The following is a 16,617-nucleotide window of genomic DNA, read 5'->3' on the forward strand; positions in this document are numbered from 1 at the left end:
AAAAATGCCGGAAACATTCGACTACGTGATCGTTGGTGCGGGTTCGGCAGGGTGCGCGTTGGCGGCACGTCTTAGTGAGCAACGGGATATCACCGTGTTGCTGATTGAGGCTGGTCCGAATGATGCTTCATGGCGAATTGATATGCCCTTGGCAGTGGACAGCTTGCTGACCAATGATCGGTTCAGCTGGCCTTTCAAGAGTGAGCCCCTACAGAACGCAAAACAGCGAGTAATATGCCAACCTCGCGGACGTGTATTGGGAGGCTCTTCAAGCATAAACGGTATGGTGTACACCCGCGGACATCCTTTGGACTATGATCATTGGGCTAACGAGCATGGTTGCAAAGGCTGGAGCTATGCCGATGTGCTTCCGTACTTTAAGAGGATGGAGCATGCGCCATGGGGAGATCCAACTTATCGTGGGATCAACGGCCCTATCAAGATTTCTCGGGAGACTTCGAATCTTAGCCCCCTTTCGGCAGCATTGATAACCGGCGGCGTGAGGGTAGGCTTACCGTACACATCCGACTACAACGGCCAATTTCAGGAAGGTATAACGGTCGAAGAGCAGAACATCGCTGGCGGCAAGCGATGCAGTGCAGCACGTGGCTACCTGACAAAGGAAGTGAGATCTCGTCCAAACTTGAGAATTTGGACGGGCACCTGGGCTTTGCAAATACTGATCGAAAGCAAGTGCGCAAGAGGGGTACTCGTTGCTAGAAACGGGAAGGATGAAATCGTATATGCGCGACGCGAAACGATTTTGTGCTCAGGTTCAATCGGCAGTCCTCATCTGTTGATGCTTTCAGGGATTGGACCCGCCAAGCAACTGATAGAAAACGGAATCAAAGTCGTTCATGACAACGACGCCATTGGAGGCAATCTCCAAGACCATCCGCTGATTAAGATGCGGTTCCGCTGCAAGAAGGGTATTGGGCTTTCTCGTTTCGCAAGCGGGCCCGCGAAAATCGTCGCCGGGCTTAACTGGTTTTTGTTCAAGACTGGTGTCACTGCTAAAAATCACTTTGAGGCAGGCGGCTATGTCCGAACTAACTCAACCCACACAAAACCCAATGTGAAGTTTGAGTTGTTCCCGCTTGCACTAACTGGAGACCTCCATAAGCCATACGCGTTTGAATCCTTTCAGATAGTACTGACATCACAGAACTCCCAGTCACGTGGCAAGCTAATCCTCACGTCTAACTCCGTGTATGATCCGCCGAAAATAGAGCTTAACTATCTCGATAAGCCTGAGGATTTTCAGACGTTTACAGAGTCAGTCGCGCTGACTCGAAAGATTATTGCGACCCCCGAGTTTCAAGCGCTTGACGCGTTAGAGATTGATCCCGGGCCAGGCGTTGTCGATGGCCCCGCTATGATCGATTGGGTTAAAGATACGATCTCAACTGCGTATCACACGAGCGGAACTTGCCGAATGGGGCCGGCTGAAATTTCGGGAAACGTCGTCGATCCCCAACTTCGTGTTATTGGTATCGAGAACCTTCGAGTTGCAGACGCGTCGATACAGCCTGTTGTTGTTTCTGCCAACACGAACGCCACTTCAATGATGATCGGGGAACGAGCAGCGGACTTAATTCGAATGTCAAACTACAGGGTGTAGATTATTACAATGAACCAATCTTTTGGACGTCTAGGTAGTCTCGCGACGCAGGCTGGATTCCTAATAATGGCTGCGGTAAGTCATAGACCGGCAATCGAGTCCTTCTTGGAAGTGCTGAGCTTCGGAAAGCCTGTTCCTCACGATGAAGTTGTAAAGTTCAAACGGTTAATCGCCGAAATATTAGCCCCGCATGTCTCGGCTCTCATGATGGATCTGCAATACGCAGACCAAGATACCTTTTCGAGTATCCGCCAACACTGTGGTCTAATTGTTGCGGTTGAAAATGGTACTCATGAGAGGCATGGGCCTTGGGTCGTCGATGCGTTGCAACATGAAAGTGCGATCGAGGAGGCTATTGATCTGGGGGCAGATGCTATAAATTTATCACTATACCTTCATTCGCAAGCGCCGGAAGAAGTTCAGGCTCACCAGATGGCTTTAATGCAAAAGGTTAGTGCGCGTTGCGATGAGGTGGGGGTGCCATTCATTCTCAGTCCGCTACTCTATCAGACTGCGACTAATGTTAATTCTGATCCTCCGAACGATCTAAAGCGGCTCATCAGATTGATACGTGATCAAAGAATTCCGATTGACTTGATGCAGATTGAAAATCCGTTTACGGATGAGATTTCTTCTGGCTTTGCAGCGCGAACAGAGTATTTCCGAGAACTATCCTCCGGTATTCAGTGCCCTTGGGTGATGCTAACTGCCGGTTCCAACATCGATCGGTTCAAGGATGCGTTAAAGGCTGCATTCCTTGCGGGTGCGAGTGGTTTCCTGGGGGGGCGAGCCTTCTGGCGCCAGGCGAGCAACAATTACCCTAACGACGCAATGGTAAGGAAGGGAATTGAAGAAACGATATTTCCAGTCATCCGCGGCCTTTGCGAAAGCGTTCGAGATTACGGGAAGTCTTTAAATTCACCAGTGGCAAGAATTTCTTAGTGAGCGAGAGTGGCAATGCACGCCTTCAACGATAATTATTTAAAATTTTACATCGATGGGAAATGGGTTGCTCCGGCTGATCTAGTTCTGCGAGGCTAACGAACCCAGCAACTGAAGAAACGTTCGCATCTGTAGCACTGGGGGGCTATTGATGTGGATCGAGCTGTAAGTGCTGCACGAAGGGCCTTTACAGTGTTCTCTGGAACTTCTCGCTCCGAAAGAATTGAACTTATTGAGAACTTTTATAGGATTTTTAAGCGTCGGTCATATGAGATTGCGGAGATTGTTACCATCCAGACTGGCATGCCCATAAGCGTTAGCTCCGGAAGCTTAATAGGATTCTGCGAGGCTCATATCGCCAAGACGCTTGAAATCCTTAAGGAATTCAATTTTGAAGTCTCGAGCGGTATAACGACTGTTCGTAAAGAGCCGATCGGGGTCATCGGGTTGATCACCCCCTGGAACTGGCCGATCGGTCAGATTCTCACGAAACTTCTACCCGCGTTGGCTACTGGATGTACGACTGTCCTTAAGCCCAGCGAATATACCCCACTCGATGCTGTCATCGTTGCGGAAATGTTGGATGAAGCTCGCTTTCCTCCCGGAGTTTTTAATCTTGTTCAAGGGGATGGTGCAACTGTTGGTGATGCAATCACTCGTCATCCCGACGTTGATATGATCTCGTTCACTGGGTCGACCCGAGCCGGGGTACAAATCAGCAAATCAGCCGCTGATACCGTCAAGCGGGTCGTGCACGAACTGGGAGGAAAATCGGCTAATATTCTCCTTAAGGATGCCGATTTTCAGAATGCAGTTCCCGCTGCAGTCGAAAATTGTTTTCATCTCAGTGGGCAAGCATGCGATGCCGGAACCCGTTTGCTTGTTCCACATGACCGTCTAGCACAGGTAGTTACTCTCGCCTGCGACGCTGCGGATAAGATGGTTGTCGGTTCGCCAAATGACACTCGCACAAACATGGGCCCACTGGTGAATGAGCAGCAGTTTGACCTTGTTCAAGCGAAGATTGCCCAAGGAATTGATGAAGGGGCGAATATAGTCTGTGGAGGGCTTGGCCGGCCAGAAGGAAATCCGAACGGATTCTTTGTTCGTCCGACAATTTTCTCTGACGTAACAGAGAGTATGTCGATTTTTCGTGAGGAGATCTTTGGCCCTGTACTGAGTATTGTTCCCTATCATACATATGAGCAAGCAATTGACATCGCGAACAATAGCCATTATGGACTCGCGGCCTATGTGGCCGGATCAGATATTAGCGCTGCGCAAAAAGTCGCAAACTCACTTCGGGTTGGTTCAGTATATGTGAACTCCCCGCCCCTAGACGCAGGGGCACCTTATGGTGGATACCGTCAGTCGGGTAACGGTCGAGAATGCGGTGAATATGGTTTCCATGAATGCCTCGAGTTGAAGTCTATCATTGGGATTAGAGTCTGAGTATTCAGTTTCGACTGTGAGCTCGCAATCTGCCTCCGCTGGTTTGGCCGACGATAATTACTGCTCGACCGCATGGTGATTGTAATCAGAGTAACTTCGATCAAGTCGGCATGTATCCTGTGCTGAACAGGACTCCAGTCAGCAGCGTTAGTCAGTCTTATGATCCAAATGAGCTGTTTCTGACTTCGAGCACGCAGGCAAACGTCAGATGACCTGTCAGGAGCGTTTTCTGGCCAAGATGGATTATGCGGTGCCCTGGGACGTGTTGGAGGTACTGATCGAACAGCATTGCTCGAAGGCCGGTGGTGGCCGCTAACCAGTTGCCAACTGGAAATCATGCTGCACCCTTATCTGTTGCAGAGCTGGTTTTCGCTGATCGATCCGACGGTGCTGTACGAGATCACCTCGATGTGTCAGTCTGTCTGGTTAGAGCTTAAACTTCATACCGACTTCCGCATCTTGGCTGTATCTAGTTGAGTGCTTCTTTTCGACACTGCATCTAAGTGTTCAAGTGCATCGGGGATTGTGCTTGCTATCATCGCAACGATGGGGGAGTGAATGACTGCTATATCCAAGGCGAGATGCAGATCATCACGGACCGCCTGACGCCGTCACTATCCTTGGAATATGTGGTGCGGTGAGAGCGCAAGTCCAGAAGTCCTGCTCTGGAAGTCTTGATGCGTAAAATTGAAAGAGACATTGGTCGCTCTGGCGACCTGGTACAAGCTGGCTCATGATCGAGCGCCTGCCAATTGCTCTGGGTGTCGGCAATGCACATTGCCAATTACCGGGGATTATTTCCTTGGTCTGTCCCGGAACTGATGGACAAGTAGTTAAGAGCTACTGCTCGCATTTCGCCGCTCAAACTCCATCGGACTGAGATAGCCCAACGTCGAGTGGCGACGGCGGTGATTGTAAAAGCGGATGTAGTCGAACAGGTCGGTTTTCGCTTCCTGGTAGCTGGCGTAGCGAGTCAGGTACACCCGCTCGGCCTTCAGCGAACGGAAGACGCTCTCCATCGCGGCGTTGTCCCAGCAGTTCCCCGGACGTGAATGGCTGGGCACGATTCGATGTCGCCGAAGCAAAGCCTGGTAGTCGTACGCGCAGTATTGGCTGTCACGATCCGAGTGCAGCAGCACTTCTTCTTTCGGCTGTCGGCGTGCAACGGCCATCTCCAGAGCAGCATGCACCAGGGCCTGCTGCATGCGGTGGTGCATCGCCCAACCGACGACAGCGCGTGAATAGAGATCGAGCACGACGGCCAGATACAGCCAGCCTTGGGCCGTCCGCACGTAGGTCATGTCCGAGACCCAGTGCCGATTGGCGCGATCCGAGGCGAACTGGCGATCCAGGTGGTTCGGGGCAATCGGCAGAGCATGACGACTGCTGGAAACCAGCCGCCAGCGCTTGCGCGAGCGAACGCGCAGACCGGCTTCGCGCATCAGTCGAGCAACCCGGTGTCGACCACACGCATGCCCCATGGCCGCCAACTCGGCCTTGATTCGGCGGTGGCCATAGATCCCATTCACCTCATGGTGGATGGTGCGGATCTCCTGGCTCAGACGCCGATTCGCCATCTCTCTCGCCGAGGGAGGCCGCTGCTGCCAGGCATAGAAACCGCTGCGGGATACCTGCAGCAGCCGGCACATCGGTGCTACGGGATAGCGACCGGCCAACGCCTCGATGGCGCGGAACTTCACTTCGTGGGCTGCGAGAAGATGGCGAGCGCCTTTTTTAAAACATCGCGCTCCATGGTGACCTGAGCCAGTTGCTGGCGTAGGCGACGCAGCTCCGCGCTCTTGCCCCGCTGCTTGCCATTGCCCGGAAAGGCATTGTCACCTTGCTGCTCGTACTGGCGCTTCCATTTGCCCAACAGGCTTTCGGCGATGCCCAGCGTCTCGGCGACATGACGAAGCGGCGTACCGGCAAGCACCTGGTCTACCGCCTCGCGTTTGAAGGATTCGGGAAAACGTCGTCTGGTCTGGGTCATGAACACTCCTTGCGGTGGGCATTATCCACCTTAAGTCAGTGTCCACTCAGCCCGGGACAGACCAATCATAAGTTGCGCAGGTTCGAGGAGGGTTCCGAACCTGCAGAGCAACTCAATAAAGTATCATCTTGGACTAAAGAACTTTGCTGAAAAACGATCTGGCGCGATCTGACTTGGGGCTTTCGAAGACGCTGGAGGGTGGGCCTTGTTCGACAATCACTCCTTCGTCCATGAAAACCACTGTGTCGGCCACCTCTCGTGCAAATCCCATTTCATGAGTAACGACCACCATCGTCATTCCTTCAGAAGCGAGATCTTTCATGACCGACAGGACCTCTCCAACCAACTCTGGGTCAAGTGCACTTGTCGGTTCGTCGAACAACATAACGCGAGGTTTCATTGCCAAGGCGCGGGCTATGGCAACGCGTTGCTGTTGCCCTCCCGAAAGAGTTGGCGGGAACGCATTGGCCTTGTGGTGTAGCCCAACTTTCTTCAAAAGCTGCTGGGCTATCTCTACGGCCTGCGCTCTTGGCATGCGACGAATGTGGATAGGCGCTTCAATAATATTTTGCAGTACGGTCATATGCGGGAATAGATTGAAACTTTGAAACACCATGCCTATCTCGGCACGCTGTTTCGCAATTTCATTGGGCCGCATCTCATACAGGACGCCATCTTTTTGGCGGTATCCAACGAACTCTCCTGCAACGATCAGTCGGCCGCCATCAATCCGTTCCAAGTGGTTCATACACCGCAGTAGTGTACTTTTTCCGGAGCCTGAGGGGCCGAGGATACAGGTTACTTCACCGTATCGGATATCAAGATCAATTCCCTTGAGCACGCTATAATATCCAAATGATTTTGTGACGTTGCGTGCTGTAACTGCGAATTCGGTGGTGGAAGTAGCATTAGTCATGACCGTTGCTCTCCTCGGAAGGCGATGTAGTGCGGCTTTTCAATGAGCGAGATTTGTTGAAATGGCGCTCAATAAAATGTTGTCCGATTGAGAGAATGGTGGTCAAAGCCAAATACCAGATCGATGCAACGATCAACAGTGGAATGGTCCGGAAATTGACCGTGTAGATTAGCTGTGCCGAATACAAGAGTTCCTGCATTGCGACGACGCTCACAAGAGATGACGTCTTAAGCATGCCAATTAGCTCGTTGCCGGCGGGCGGAACAATAACCGGCATAGCTTGTGGCAGGGTGATCTTGAAAAATATCCGATAACTGCTCATTCCAAGGGCTTGAGCTGCCTCTCGCTGGCCTTTTGGCACGGCGTTTAAACCAGACCGCACAATCTCCGACATGTATGCGCCTTCATTTAAGCTCAGGCCAAGAAGAGCGGCGACATATATCGTGATGTAACTGTTCGCGTCAAAGCTGAATAGGGTAGGCCCGAACGGCAGATTCAGTGAGATCTTCGGATACAGCGCCGCGAGGTTGTACCAGAAAATCAACTGAACCAGCAGGGGCGAGCCACGGAATAGCCATGTGTAGGTTGCCGCGAACCCTGAAAGCAGACGGTTTTCTGATAGCCGCATTGTGGCCAGCAAAGTACCGAGCAAAATGCCTATGGCCATTGACGCGACGGTCAGCCAGATCGTTGTGATCAAACCGGCTAGGATTGAGCTATCGAAGAGATATTTCCAGACTACGTCCCACCCAAACCGAGGGTTCGTAAATAGGGACTCCCCGAAAGACAAAAGAAGACAAAGAAGAACGGCAGCAGCAACCCAGCGACCATAATGCCTGAGAGGAACAATCGGAGGATTTTTATCGTGTAACGGCTTGGCGCATTTGAGTGCAATTTGATTCATGATCTCACCAATCAACAAGTCCCGAACGATTTAAGTTGGTCGCACCTAGCGGCACGACCAAAGCATCAGTCCTTCATAGAGAGAAATTATTGATAGACGGGAGGCACCGAGTCTTGCTTGTAGATATCGAATTTATCGATCGCTCCGTAACCCGTGCCGTAAGCGTCAAGAATCTTCTTGTATGCGCCGCTTTGATCCAACTTTACCATAGCCGACCTTACGGCTTCGGCCAAACCGGTAAGTTGTTCGTTTCGGGCTACGGCGATAGCAGTTAGTCCCTCATTCAGTTTGCCACTCTCAACGAAATCACTGTTATCTTTGCGTGCTGCCCTAGACACGTCTGGGTCAACGAACACCGCGTCGATCCGCCCGCTAGAAAGTGCTAGGACAGCGTTTGCCATTGATGGAAATGCATTGATATTGATCGTCCCACTGGTGCATTTACCGTTGTTTTTCTGTAAGGCATCGAGTTGAACGGTTCCCGACATAGCCCCGACGCTATGGCCACATAGGTCGAGTATCTGCGTCGGCCTGATTCCTTTTTCTTTCAAGACCATGAATACATTGTAGGTCTTCCAGTCGCTGATAAAGTCAACAACTTGTAGTCGATCTTTCCTGATATAAAATTGACCAAAAGAAAGATCGAACTTGCTTGCTTGAAGCCCTGGGATAGCCGAAGTGAACGGCGTCAGCGTGATTTCAGGCTTCAAACCCAAGGTGGCGGCGATTGCGCGAGCCAAATCTGGCTCCATCCCCTTGAGTTCTTCGCCCTGCTTAAAGTTAAAAGGCGCGCCTTGATCAGGCATGGCGATACGAAGTACGCCAGCGGCTTTCACTTTCGCAGGCAAAAGGGCGACGGATGCGGTGTCTACTGGATAATCCTCGGAGGCCGCGAAAGTAGCGCTGGTAAGGACAAAACCCACCGCCATCAGGGCGCCGGCAAAGATTTGCTTGCAGTATCCCATTTCCATACTCCACTTCAAGAATTGTTGTTGTTGTGTCGCCAAAAATCCGCCGCATTTAAAAAAAACGACGCATTGGGATGTTATGCGTACTCATGGGTACGTGCAAGCCTCTCGCTAAAAATCGACGGCCGCGCGAGCGTGAAGGGTTTCGCAGCTGCTTCGATGCGCGCAGGTTGAATCGCACCGGGCTTCCTGAAGGGCCCGGCTTGTATTTGGCAAACGGTTGGCGAGCACGCTCCACGTACCATAGTCGAGCCTCCATTGGGCCTGGCCCGCCCCAATCCAGGTTGGCTTGGGGGCCTCAACCTCGTCATCAAAGTTATCCAGGCAGCCAAGCAGCAAACTGACCTCCACCCTTATGCGATGTAGCCAGTGGCATGGTTAACAAGGGCATTGGGGGGCAGGCGAGTAAGTCGGACCATGCGCGGTGTTGCCCGGAGCACCGGGCGACGTGGCCAGCTCCTGGGAGCCGTCCACGATGGCTCCAACCCTAGGATTATTGATTGGAAGCCAGAATCTCCGCCCTAGACCTGGCTACGGAGATCATCAAGGAGGTGATTTTTCGATAACGAATCGCATCCGTGATGCTGCCTCAGGTGCACTGGCCCATCTCTATGAGCGTGCTCCCAACGTAGAAATTTTCGAGCCTGCCGACCCGCATATCATGACGGTAATCGGGCCCACGATCGGTTACGAGATCTGCAGCCGGTTGGATTTGCAGCTTGGCCAGTCTTACGAAAAGCTGAAGTACTCGCCGATGCAGATACAAGGGCTTCGTAACGACATTTGGGAATGGGCTAACGGAGTGCTGGCAGACGCTGCGGATAGCCTTGCCGTTGTCCTTACAAAATTTGGCGATGGTCTTTAAGTCCAGCGTCAGATGTCCGGTCAACTGCATAAGCTCGACATTGTGTTGCGCCTCCCGTTCCAGCCGGCGGCTGGATTGGATGCGATTGAGATAACCGTAGATGTAGGTCTTCAGCAGAACGCAGGAATGGTAAGCGGGACGACACCGTCGCAGCCTAACCTGCCGAGGTAGAGTTCATCGACGAACACATTGGCCACCCGTGCCGAATTGGCCTCTGGAACGTAATCAGCCAGGCTCTCAGAGCGGCGGCGGCGTGCTTTGGCCTCGATGTTCTCCCTGGATGAAGCGCTTCATGCGCAGTCGCCACTGACGTTGATTTCACAATTCTAGGGGAAATACCGGCCAGGCCTGAGATGCCGTGCCAGCAGGAAATCGGGAGGTCAAGCTACCGCCGTCATTGAAAAAGTCATCGAGAGGAACTCGTCCGAAATCGATGAGATCCTGGTCCTAATCACTGAACATGAAGTTCACCATGCACTCTTGTCTGAGGCCGGAAAGCGTCCTGAAAAAAACAGGGTTCGCACAAATGGACCTCATAGTGTTCGCGAGCGTGGGCCGAGCCATAACCCCAACTGGCGCAAAGAGTGGAAAATTGCATTCCATGCCCGTCAATGCGCGTGTTATTGCCTCAAATTTCGCACGGAACACCACTGACCGATTCAGTCTGCTTCATGGCTGTGATCTTCATTGGCAACCTCCCACCTGGGTACATGTACGCCTTCGTTTATCAGGCATACGATATCCCTTCAGGAGCTTTGCAAGGCGGGGAGGTGCTACCGCGAATGCGGCCCTTCTGTGCATCGGACCAGTAGCAGAATGCGGCAGCGGTTTTCACGCAGTCTCGGCCGATTACTGGCGGTCGCGACTGACAGAAGTCGATCTAATATGGTTGCCAACGAGCGTTCATCCCTGATGGGGCGCTGCATCCCAGACAAAGAAAAGGGCCGGTAAGCAATGCTTACCGGCCCTTTGACTGCGCCTCTTCGCCACCATCCCTGGCGGTTCCAAGGTTCTTGCTTGTTACACTCCGCACTCAATTGGTGCGTTCGTTTCACTTTGAAGTGAAAAAATTCCAATTCATCGTGAAAAATTACGACTACTTCCGTCAGTCCCAGCTCAGCGCGCCGCCGGTCTGGTACTCGATCACGCGGGTCTCGAAGAAGTTCTTTTCCTTCTTGAGGTCCATGATTTCGCTCATCCACGGGAACGGGTTGCTGGTGCCCGGGTATTCCTCTTTGAGGCCGATCTGGGTCAGGCGGCGGTTGGCGATGAACTTGAGGTAGTCCTCCATCATCGCGGCGTTCATGCCCAGTACGCCGCGCGGCATGGTGTCGCGAGCGTATTCGATCTCCAGCTGGGTGCCCTGGAGGATCATCTGGGTGGCCTCGTCCTTCATCTGGGCATCCCACAGGTGCGGGTTTTCGATCTTGATCTGGTTGATCACGTCGATGCCGAAGTTCAGGTGCATGGATTCGTCGCGCAGGATGTACTGGAACTGCTCGGCGGTGCCGGTCATCTTGTTGCGGCGGCCCATGGAGAGGATCTGGGTGAAGCCGCAATAGAAGAAGATGCCTTCCAGGACGCAGTAGTAGGCGATCAGGTTGCGCAGGAACTGGCGGTCGGTCTCCGGGGTGCCGGTTTCGAACTTGGGATCGGAGATCGAGCGGGTGTACTTGAGGCCCCAGGACGCTTTCTTCGCGACGCTCGGGATCTCGTGGTACATGTTGAAGATTTCGCCCTCGTCCATGCCCAGCGATTCGATGCAGTACTGGTAGGCGTGGGTGTGGATCGCTTCTTCGAAGGCCTGGCGCAGGATGTACTGGCGGCACTCGGGGTTGGTGATCAGGCGGTAGACGGCCAGCACCAGGTTGTTGGCGACCAGGGAGTCGGCGGTGGAGAAGAAGCCGAGGTTGCGCATGACGATGCGGCGCTCGTCTTCGCTGAGGCCGTCCTTGCTCTTCCACAGGGCAATGTCGGCGTTCATGTTCACTTCCTGGGGCATCCAGTGGTTGGCGCAACCATCCAGATACTTCTGCCAGGCCCAGTCGTACTTGAAGGGTACGAGCTGGTTGAGGTCGGCGCGGGCGTTGATCATCTGCTTGTCGCCGACTTGTACGCGGGCGGCGGAGCCTTCCAGATCGTCCAGGCCTTCCTGGATGTCCAGGGCGTCGAGGGCCTGCTTGGCACGGGCGACGGCGTCGGAGTCGGCGGCGGAAACGGCGCGTGCTTCTTCGACGGAGCCGGCGGCTTCGGAGTCGAGTCGGTCAGCGCTTTGCGCGGCGGCCTGGGCGACTGCCGGGGCGGCCTTGGTTTCGGTGGCGTCTTCTTTGTCGAATTCGTCCCAGCTCAGCATGGGTCCTCTCCTGTTCTGGATGGCCGTTCTGTGGCGGCCTGATGTCTGGTGGCGTGTGTGAGTGCACGCTAAGAGCTTGTGCTTCTTCCGTTCGCGACGGAGGAGGCTGTTGTTCTGAGGGAGCAGGGGCCCTGAAGAGCCCCTCACCCTAGCCCTGGCTGCGCGCCCCGCTCCTGAGGGAGAGGGGACAGTCCGTGCGGTCTGCTGTTTCGGTGTTAGCGCCGCTTTCGCGGCGCGCTCACCTTACTGGCAGGCTTCGCAGTCCGGGTTGTCGATGGAGCAAGCTTTCGGCACCGGAGCCGGCTGCGGCGCGGCGGCCGGAGCGGCTTGCAGGCCTTCGTCGCCACCCGCGGATACGGCGTTGAGCTTGCCGGTGTTGATGGTGGACTTCTCGGTGCTGGTGGCGGCCAGGGCACGGAGGTAGTAGGTGGTCTTCAGACCACGGTACCAGGCCATGCGGTAGGTCACGTCCAGCTTCTTGCCCGAGGCGCCGGCGATGTAGAGGTTCAGGGACTGGGCCTGATCGATCCACTTCTGGCGGCGGCTGGCGGCGTCGACGATCCACTTGGTCTCGACTTCGAAGGCGGTGGCGTACAGGTCCTTCAGGTCTTGCGGGATGCGCTCGATCTGCTGCACGGAGCCGTCGTAGTACTTCAGGTCGTTGACCATGACCGGGTCCCACAGGCCACGAGCCTTGAGGTCGTGTACCAGGTAGGGGTTGATCACGGTGAATTCGCCGGAGAGGTTCGATTTCACGTACAGGTTCTGGTAGGTCGGCTCGATGGACTGCGATACGCCGGTGATGTTGGCGATGGTCGCGGTCGGCGCGATGGCCATGATGTTCGAGTTACGGATGCCTTTCTGTACGCGGGCACGTACCGGAGCCCAGTCGAGGGATTCGGTCAGGTCGACGTCGATGTATTTCTGGCCACGGGCTTCGATCAGGATCTGCTGGGAGTCCAGCGGCAGGATGCCCTTGGACCACAGGGAGCCGTTGAAGGTCTCGTAGGCGCCACGCTCGTCGGCCAGGTCACAGGAGGCCTGGATGGCGAAGTAGCTCACCGCTTCCATGGACTTGTCGGCGAACTCGATGGCCGCGTCGGAGCCGTACGGGATGTGCTGCAGGTACAGCGCGTCCTGGAAGCCCATGATGCCGAGGCCCACCGGACGGTGCTTGAGGTTCGAGTTGCGAGCCTGCGGGACCGAGTAGTAGTTGATGTCGATAACGTTATCGAGCATGCGAACGGCGGTCTTCACGGTCTTCTCGAGCTTGGCGGTGTCCAGCTTGCCGTCGATGATGTGGTTGACCAGGTTGATCGAGCCCAGGTTGCAGACGGCGATCTCGTCGGCGTTGGTGTTCAGGGTGATCTCGGTGCACAGGTTCGAGCTGTGAACCACGCCCACGTGCTGCTGCGGGCTGCGCAGGTTGCACGGGTCCTTGAAGGTCAGCCACGGGTGGCCGGTCTCGAAGAGCATCGAGAGCATCTTGCGCCACAGGTCTTTGGCCTGGATGGTCTTGAACAGCTTGATCTTGCCGTACTGGGTCAGGGCTTCGTAGTACTCGTAGCGCTCTTCGAAGGCCTTGCCGGTCAGGTCGTGCAGGTCCGGTACTTCGGACGGGGAGAACAGGGTCCACTGGCCGTCGTCGAAGACGCGCTTCATGAACAGGTCGGGAATCCAGTTCGCGGTGTTCATGTCGTGGGTACGGCGACGGTCGTCACCGGTGTTCTTGCGCAGCTCGATGAACTCTTCGATGTCCATGTGCCAGGTTTCGAGGTACGCGCAGACGGCGCCCTTGCGCTTGCCACCCTGGTTCACGGCTACAGCGGTGTCGTTCACGACTTTCAGGAACGGAACCACGCCCTGGGACTTGCCGTTGGTGCCCTTGATGTAGGAACCCAGCGCACGGACCGGAGTCCAGTCGTTGCCCAGGCCGCCTGCGAATTTGGACAGCATGGCGTTGTCGTGGATGGCGTTGTAGATGCCCGACAGGTCGTCCGGAACGGTGGTCAGGTAGCAGCTGGAGAGCTGCGGACGCAGGGTGCCGGCGTTGAACAGGGTCGGGGTCGACGACATGTAGTCGAACGAGGAGAGCAGGTTGTAGAACTCGATGGCGCGAGCTTCACGGTCCTTCTCTTCGATGGCCAGGCCCATGGCCACGCGCATGAAGAAGACCTGCGGCAGTTCGAAACGGATGCCGTCCTTGTGGATGAAGTAGCGGTCGTACAGGGTCTGCAGGCCGAGGTAGGTGAACTGCTGGTCGCGCTCGTGGTTGATCGCGGCGCCCAGCTTGGCCAGGTCGAACTCTTTCAGCTTGCTGTCGATCAGCTCGAACTCGGCGCCTTTCTCGACGTAGGCGGCCAGGGCCTTGGTGTAGAGGTCGGCCATCTCGTGGTGAGTGGCGCTCTCGGCGACGCCCAGGAAGCCCAGGGCTTCGGCGCGCAGGGTGTCCATCAGCAGGCGGGCAGTGACGTAGGAGTAGTTCGGCTCGCGCTCGACCAGGGTACGGGCAGTCATCACCAGGGCGGTGTTGACGTCCTTCTCGGCGACGCCGTCGTACAGGTTCTTCAGGGTTTCGCGTTCGATCAGGTCGCCGTCGACTTCGGCCAGGCCTTCGCAGGCTTCGCGGATGATGGTCTGCAGGCGGCCCATGTCCAGCGGCTGGGTGCTGCCGTCGGCCTTGGTGATGCGGATGCTCGGGTGCGGCTGGGCGATGTCGCTGGCGGCGCCGGCGTTCTTGCGCTCGTTGGCACGGGCTTCGCGGTAGATCACGTAGTCGCGGGCGACTTTCTGCTCGCCGGCGCGCATCAGGGACAGTTCGACCTGGTCCTGGATTTCTTCGATGTGGATGGTGCCACCGGAGGGCATGCGGCGCTTGAAGGTCGCGGTGACCTGTTCGGTCAGGCGGCGCACGGTCTCATGGATGCGCGACGAGGCGGCAGCGGTGCCGCCTTCCACGGCGAGGAACGCCTTGGTGATGGCTACGGTGATCTTGTCATCGGTGTAGGGAACTACGGTGCCGTTGCGCTTGATCACGCGCAGCTGGCCCGGCGCGGTGGCGGCCAGATCCTGGGCGGATTCGGCGGCCTGCGGCGCGTTGGCCTGCGGGTTCTCGCGAGTGGTGTCGATTTGCATGGGTGGTTGTCTCCACGTTCTCGTAATTGGTTTGTCACTGGCACCGGAGGTGCCGTCCCGAAAATAAAGAGCGAAAAGAGCGGTGACCCGCGGCAGGACCGCGAGCTGAAAATTCTCTGAGCAGGGGGATTGAGACCCGAAGCGCCTCCCTGGCCCAAGTCGGGTGCCGGCTTTACGGGCCGGGACCACAATACCTAGTGGTGTTGAACGTATCGTTGCAACACTCGTACCGCGTTTCCATCGACATGAATCGCTCCTTGCGGGTCGGCCCGCCTGGTCCATCAGTACGGCTGGAATACGTTGTGGGTGAACCGGAGGAGCCATGGAAAAGGCTCGCGACTTCGACTTTCTTCTTGTGTCCGGTTCACGGTGGCAAACCCAAGATGTAGGGGTATGCCGCAACGGGGATACAAGATAATGCGCTAATGGGGGGTTTGCAAGGAGAGGGGCTTGGGAAAAGCTGTGGATAAAATGTGGGTGAAATGTGGGTGAAGCGGGGTAACTCGCGCCAGACCGCGTGCTGAGCGCCTTTCACCGTTCGTCGTGCTTGATGACAGATTTTTCACTCAGCGGGGTGGCGTCGCGAGGGGGTGAACACTACCACAATATGTAGTGTTTTTGCCGCAGCAGCTCTTGACCTTTTCGGGCAATGTCTGTCCATGCCATCGGCGTGCGGGCGGGCTGGCAATCTGGCTACAATGCCGGCCGCTTGCGCGGGCTTTCTTCTTTAGTAGTGCCCGCCTTTGGCGCATCAGGAGGCAAGGTGGAACAAGAAGCGCGCATTCTCATCGTCGAGGACGACCAGCGTCTGGCCGAGCTGACCCAGGATTACCTGGAGAGCAACGGCCTGGCGGTCGCCATCGAGTCCAACGGCGCGGCGGCGGTGGCGCGGGTGCTGGCCGAGCGGCCGGACCTGGTGGTACTGGACCTGATGCTGCCCGGCGAGGATGGCCTGTCGATCTGCAAGCGCCTGCGCCCGGACTACGACGGCCCGATCCTGATGCTCACCGCGCGCACCGATGACATGGACCAGGTGCAGGGCCTGGAGATGGGCGCCGACGACTATGTGTGCAAGCCGGTGCGTCCGCGCCTGCTGCTGGCGCGCATCCGTGCCTTGCTGCGGCGCAGCGAGCCGGCCGAGGCCGCTCCGGCGGTTGGCGGCAAGCGCCTGACCTTCGGCAAGCTGGTGATCGACAATGCCATGCGCGAGGCCTGGCTGGACGAGCAGACCATCGAGCTGACCAGCGCCGAGTTCGACCTGCTGTGGCTGCTGGCGTCGAACGCCGGGCGCATTCTCTCCCGCGAGGAAATCTTCAACCTGCTGCGCGGCATCGAGTACGACGGCCAGGACCGTTCCATCGATGTACGCATTTCCCGCATTCGCCCGAAGATTGGCGACGACCCGATGCATCCGCGCCTGATCAAGACGGTGCGCAGCAAGGGTTATCTGTTCGTCGGGGAACTCTGAGTC

The 16,617-nt window shown here is 56.0% G+C and carries 12 protein-coding genes and 1 pseudogene; 5 read left to right on the plus strand and 8 right to left on the minus strand.

All coding sequences use genetic code 11. The features are described 5' to 3' along the window. The first annotated feature begins 4 nt into the window (after window positions 1-4). The 3 genes from ACNFBT_RS23810 to ACNFBT_RS23820 all read left to right on the plus strand — a co-directional run bounded on the left by ACNFBT_RS23810 (window position 5) and on the right by ACNFBT_RS23820 (window position 4,015). Window positions 5-1,621 carry a GMC family oxidoreductase gene (locus tag ACNFBT_RS23810; protein ID WP_416753178.1) on the plus strand — a complete coding sequence of 539 codons (1,617 nt, stop codon included), beginning with the start codon at window positions 5-7 and terminating at the stop codon, window positions 1,619-1,621. 111 nt (window positions 1,622-1,732) lie between these two features. Further along, complete coding sequence (locus tag ACNFBT_RS23815; protein WP_416753238.1) at window positions 1,733-2,563, plus strand: hypothetical protein; 831 nt, start codon at window positions 1,733-1,735, stop codon at window positions 2,561-2,563. A 153-nt stretch (window positions 2,564-2,716) separates the two neighbouring features. Next, entirely contained in the window at window positions 2,717-4,015 is a 1,299-nt protein-coding gene (locus tag ACNFBT_RS23820; RefSeq protein WP_416753179.1) for an aldehyde dehydrogenase family protein, read from the plus strand. 833 nt (window positions 4,016-4,848) lie between these two features. Here the strand turns inward: ACNFBT_RS23820 and ACNFBT_RS23825 are convergent. From ACNFBT_RS23825 to ACNFBT_RS23845, 5 genes are all read right to left on the minus strand, one after another. Next, window positions 4,849-5,715, minus strand: a complete 867-nt coding sequence (locus tag ACNFBT_RS23825) for an IS3 family transposase (RefSeq protein WP_416753180.1) — start codon at window positions 5,713-5,715, stop codon at window positions 4,849-4,851. Continuing rightward, complete coding sequence (locus ACNFBT_RS23830) at window positions 5,712-6,005, minus strand: transposase (RefSeq protein ID WP_416753181.1); 294 nt, start codon at window positions 6,003-6,005, stop codon at window positions 5,712-5,714. Before ACNFBT_RS23830 ends, ACNFBT_RS23825 begins: the two co-directional genes overlap by 4 nt. Before the next feature lie 133 nt (window positions 6,006-6,138). After that, complete coding sequence (locus ACNFBT_RS23835) at window positions 6,139-6,921, minus strand: amino acid ABC transporter ATP-binding protein (protein ID WP_416753183.1); 783 nt, start codon at window positions 6,919-6,921, stop codon at window positions 6,139-6,141. Next, window positions 6,914-7,825 carry an amino acid ABC transporter permease gene (locus ACNFBT_RS23840; protein ID WP_416753184.1) on the minus strand — a complete coding sequence of 304 codons (912 nt, stop codon included), beginning with the start codon at window positions 7,823-7,825 and terminating at the stop codon, window positions 6,914-6,916. Before ACNFBT_RS23840 ends, ACNFBT_RS23835 begins: the two co-directional genes overlap by 8 nt. 86 nt (window positions 7,826-7,911) lie before the next feature. Beyond that, the gene (locus ACNFBT_RS23845; RefSeq protein WP_416753185.1) at window positions 7,912-8,790 is read right to left on the minus strand and encodes a transporter substrate-binding domain-containing protein; all 879 of its coding nucleotides are present in this window, start codon (window positions 8,788-8,790) and stop codon (window positions 7,912-7,914) included. A 478-nt stretch (window positions 8,791-9,268) separates the two neighbouring features. Between ACNFBT_RS23845 and ACNFBT_RS23850 the strand changes: the two genes are divergently transcribed. After that, complete coding sequence (locus tag ACNFBT_RS23850) at window positions 9,269-9,658, plus strand: hypothetical protein (RefSeq protein WP_416753242.1); 390 nt, start codon at window positions 9,269-9,271, stop codon at window positions 9,656-9,658. Here ACNFBT_RS23850 and ACNFBT_RS23855 read toward each other — a convergent pair. The 3 genes and pseudogenes from ACNFBT_RS23855 to ACNFBT_RS23865 form a co-directional block, all read right to left on the minus strand. Continuing rightward, window positions 9,590-9,952 (minus strand): annotated as a pseudogene (locus tag ACNFBT_RS23855) (transposase); the annotation flags it as partial. The gene ACNFBT_RS23850 and the pseudogene ACNFBT_RS23855 sit on opposite strands and share 69 nt — an antisense overlap. 811 nt (window positions 9,953-10,763) lie before the next feature. Then, complete coding sequence (locus ACNFBT_RS23860) at window positions 10,764-12,011, minus strand: ribonucleotide-diphosphate reductase subunit beta (protein ID WP_416753186.1); 1,248 nt, start codon at window positions 12,009-12,011, stop codon at window positions 10,764-10,766. A 243-nt stretch (window positions 12,012-12,254) separates the two neighbouring features. Next, the gene (locus tag ACNFBT_RS23865) at window positions 12,255-15,146 is read right to left on the minus strand and encodes a ribonucleoside-diphosphate reductase subunit alpha (protein WP_416753187.1); all 2,892 of its coding nucleotides are present in this window, start codon (window positions 15,144-15,146) and stop codon (window positions 12,255-12,257) included. Between the two features lie 763 nt (window positions 15,147-15,909). Between ACNFBT_RS23865 and ACNFBT_RS23870 the strand changes: the two genes are divergently transcribed. Next, on the plus strand, window positions 15,910-16,614 hold the full coding sequence (locus ACNFBT_RS23870; RefSeq protein ID WP_416753188.1) for a response regulator: 705 nt from the start codon (window positions 15,910-15,912) through the stop codon (window positions 16,612-16,614). Window positions 16,615-16,617: the final 3 nt, after the last annotated feature.

The organism is Pseudomonas sp. NY15181, assembly GCF_048068055.1.
Classification (GTDB): domain Bacteria; phylum Pseudomonadota; class Gammaproteobacteria; order Pseudomonadales; family Pseudomonadaceae; genus Pseudomonas.

Excerpts from the sequence above, each read along its gene's own strand:
- ACNFBT_RS23860 (WP_416753186.1), bottom strand. The coding sequence starts at position 12,011 with ATGCTGAGCTGGGACGAATTCGACAAAGAAGACGCCACCGAAACCAAG.
- ACNFBT_RS23845 (WP_416753185.1), bottom strand. The coding sequence starts at position 8,790 with ATGGGATACTGCAAGCAAATCTTTGCCGGCGCCCTGATGGCGGTGGGT.
- ACNFBT_RS23830 (WP_416753181.1), bottom strand. The coding sequence starts at position 6,005 with ATGACCCAGACCAGACGACGTTTTCCCGAATCCTTCAAACGCGAGGCG.
- ACNFBT_RS23810 (WP_416753178.1), top strand. The coding sequence starts at position 5 with ATGCCGGAAACATTCGACTACGTGATCGTTGGTGCGGGTTCGGCAGGG.
- ACNFBT_RS23835 (WP_416753183.1), bottom strand. The coding sequence starts at position 6,921 with ATGACTAATGCTACTTCCACCACCGAATTCGCAGTTACAGCACGCAAC.
- ACNFBT_RS23840 (WP_416753184.1), bottom strand. The coding sequence starts at position 7,825 with ATGAATCAAATTGCACTCAAATGCGCCAAGCCGTTACACGATAAAAAT.
- ACNFBT_RS23865 (WP_416753187.1), bottom strand. The coding sequence starts at position 15,146 with ATGCAAATCGACACCACTCGCGAGAACCCGCAGGCCAACGCGCCGCAG.
- ACNFBT_RS23850 (WP_416753242.1), top strand. The coding sequence starts at position 9,269 with ATGGCTCCAACCCTAGGATTATTGATTGGAAGCCAGAATCTCCGCCCT.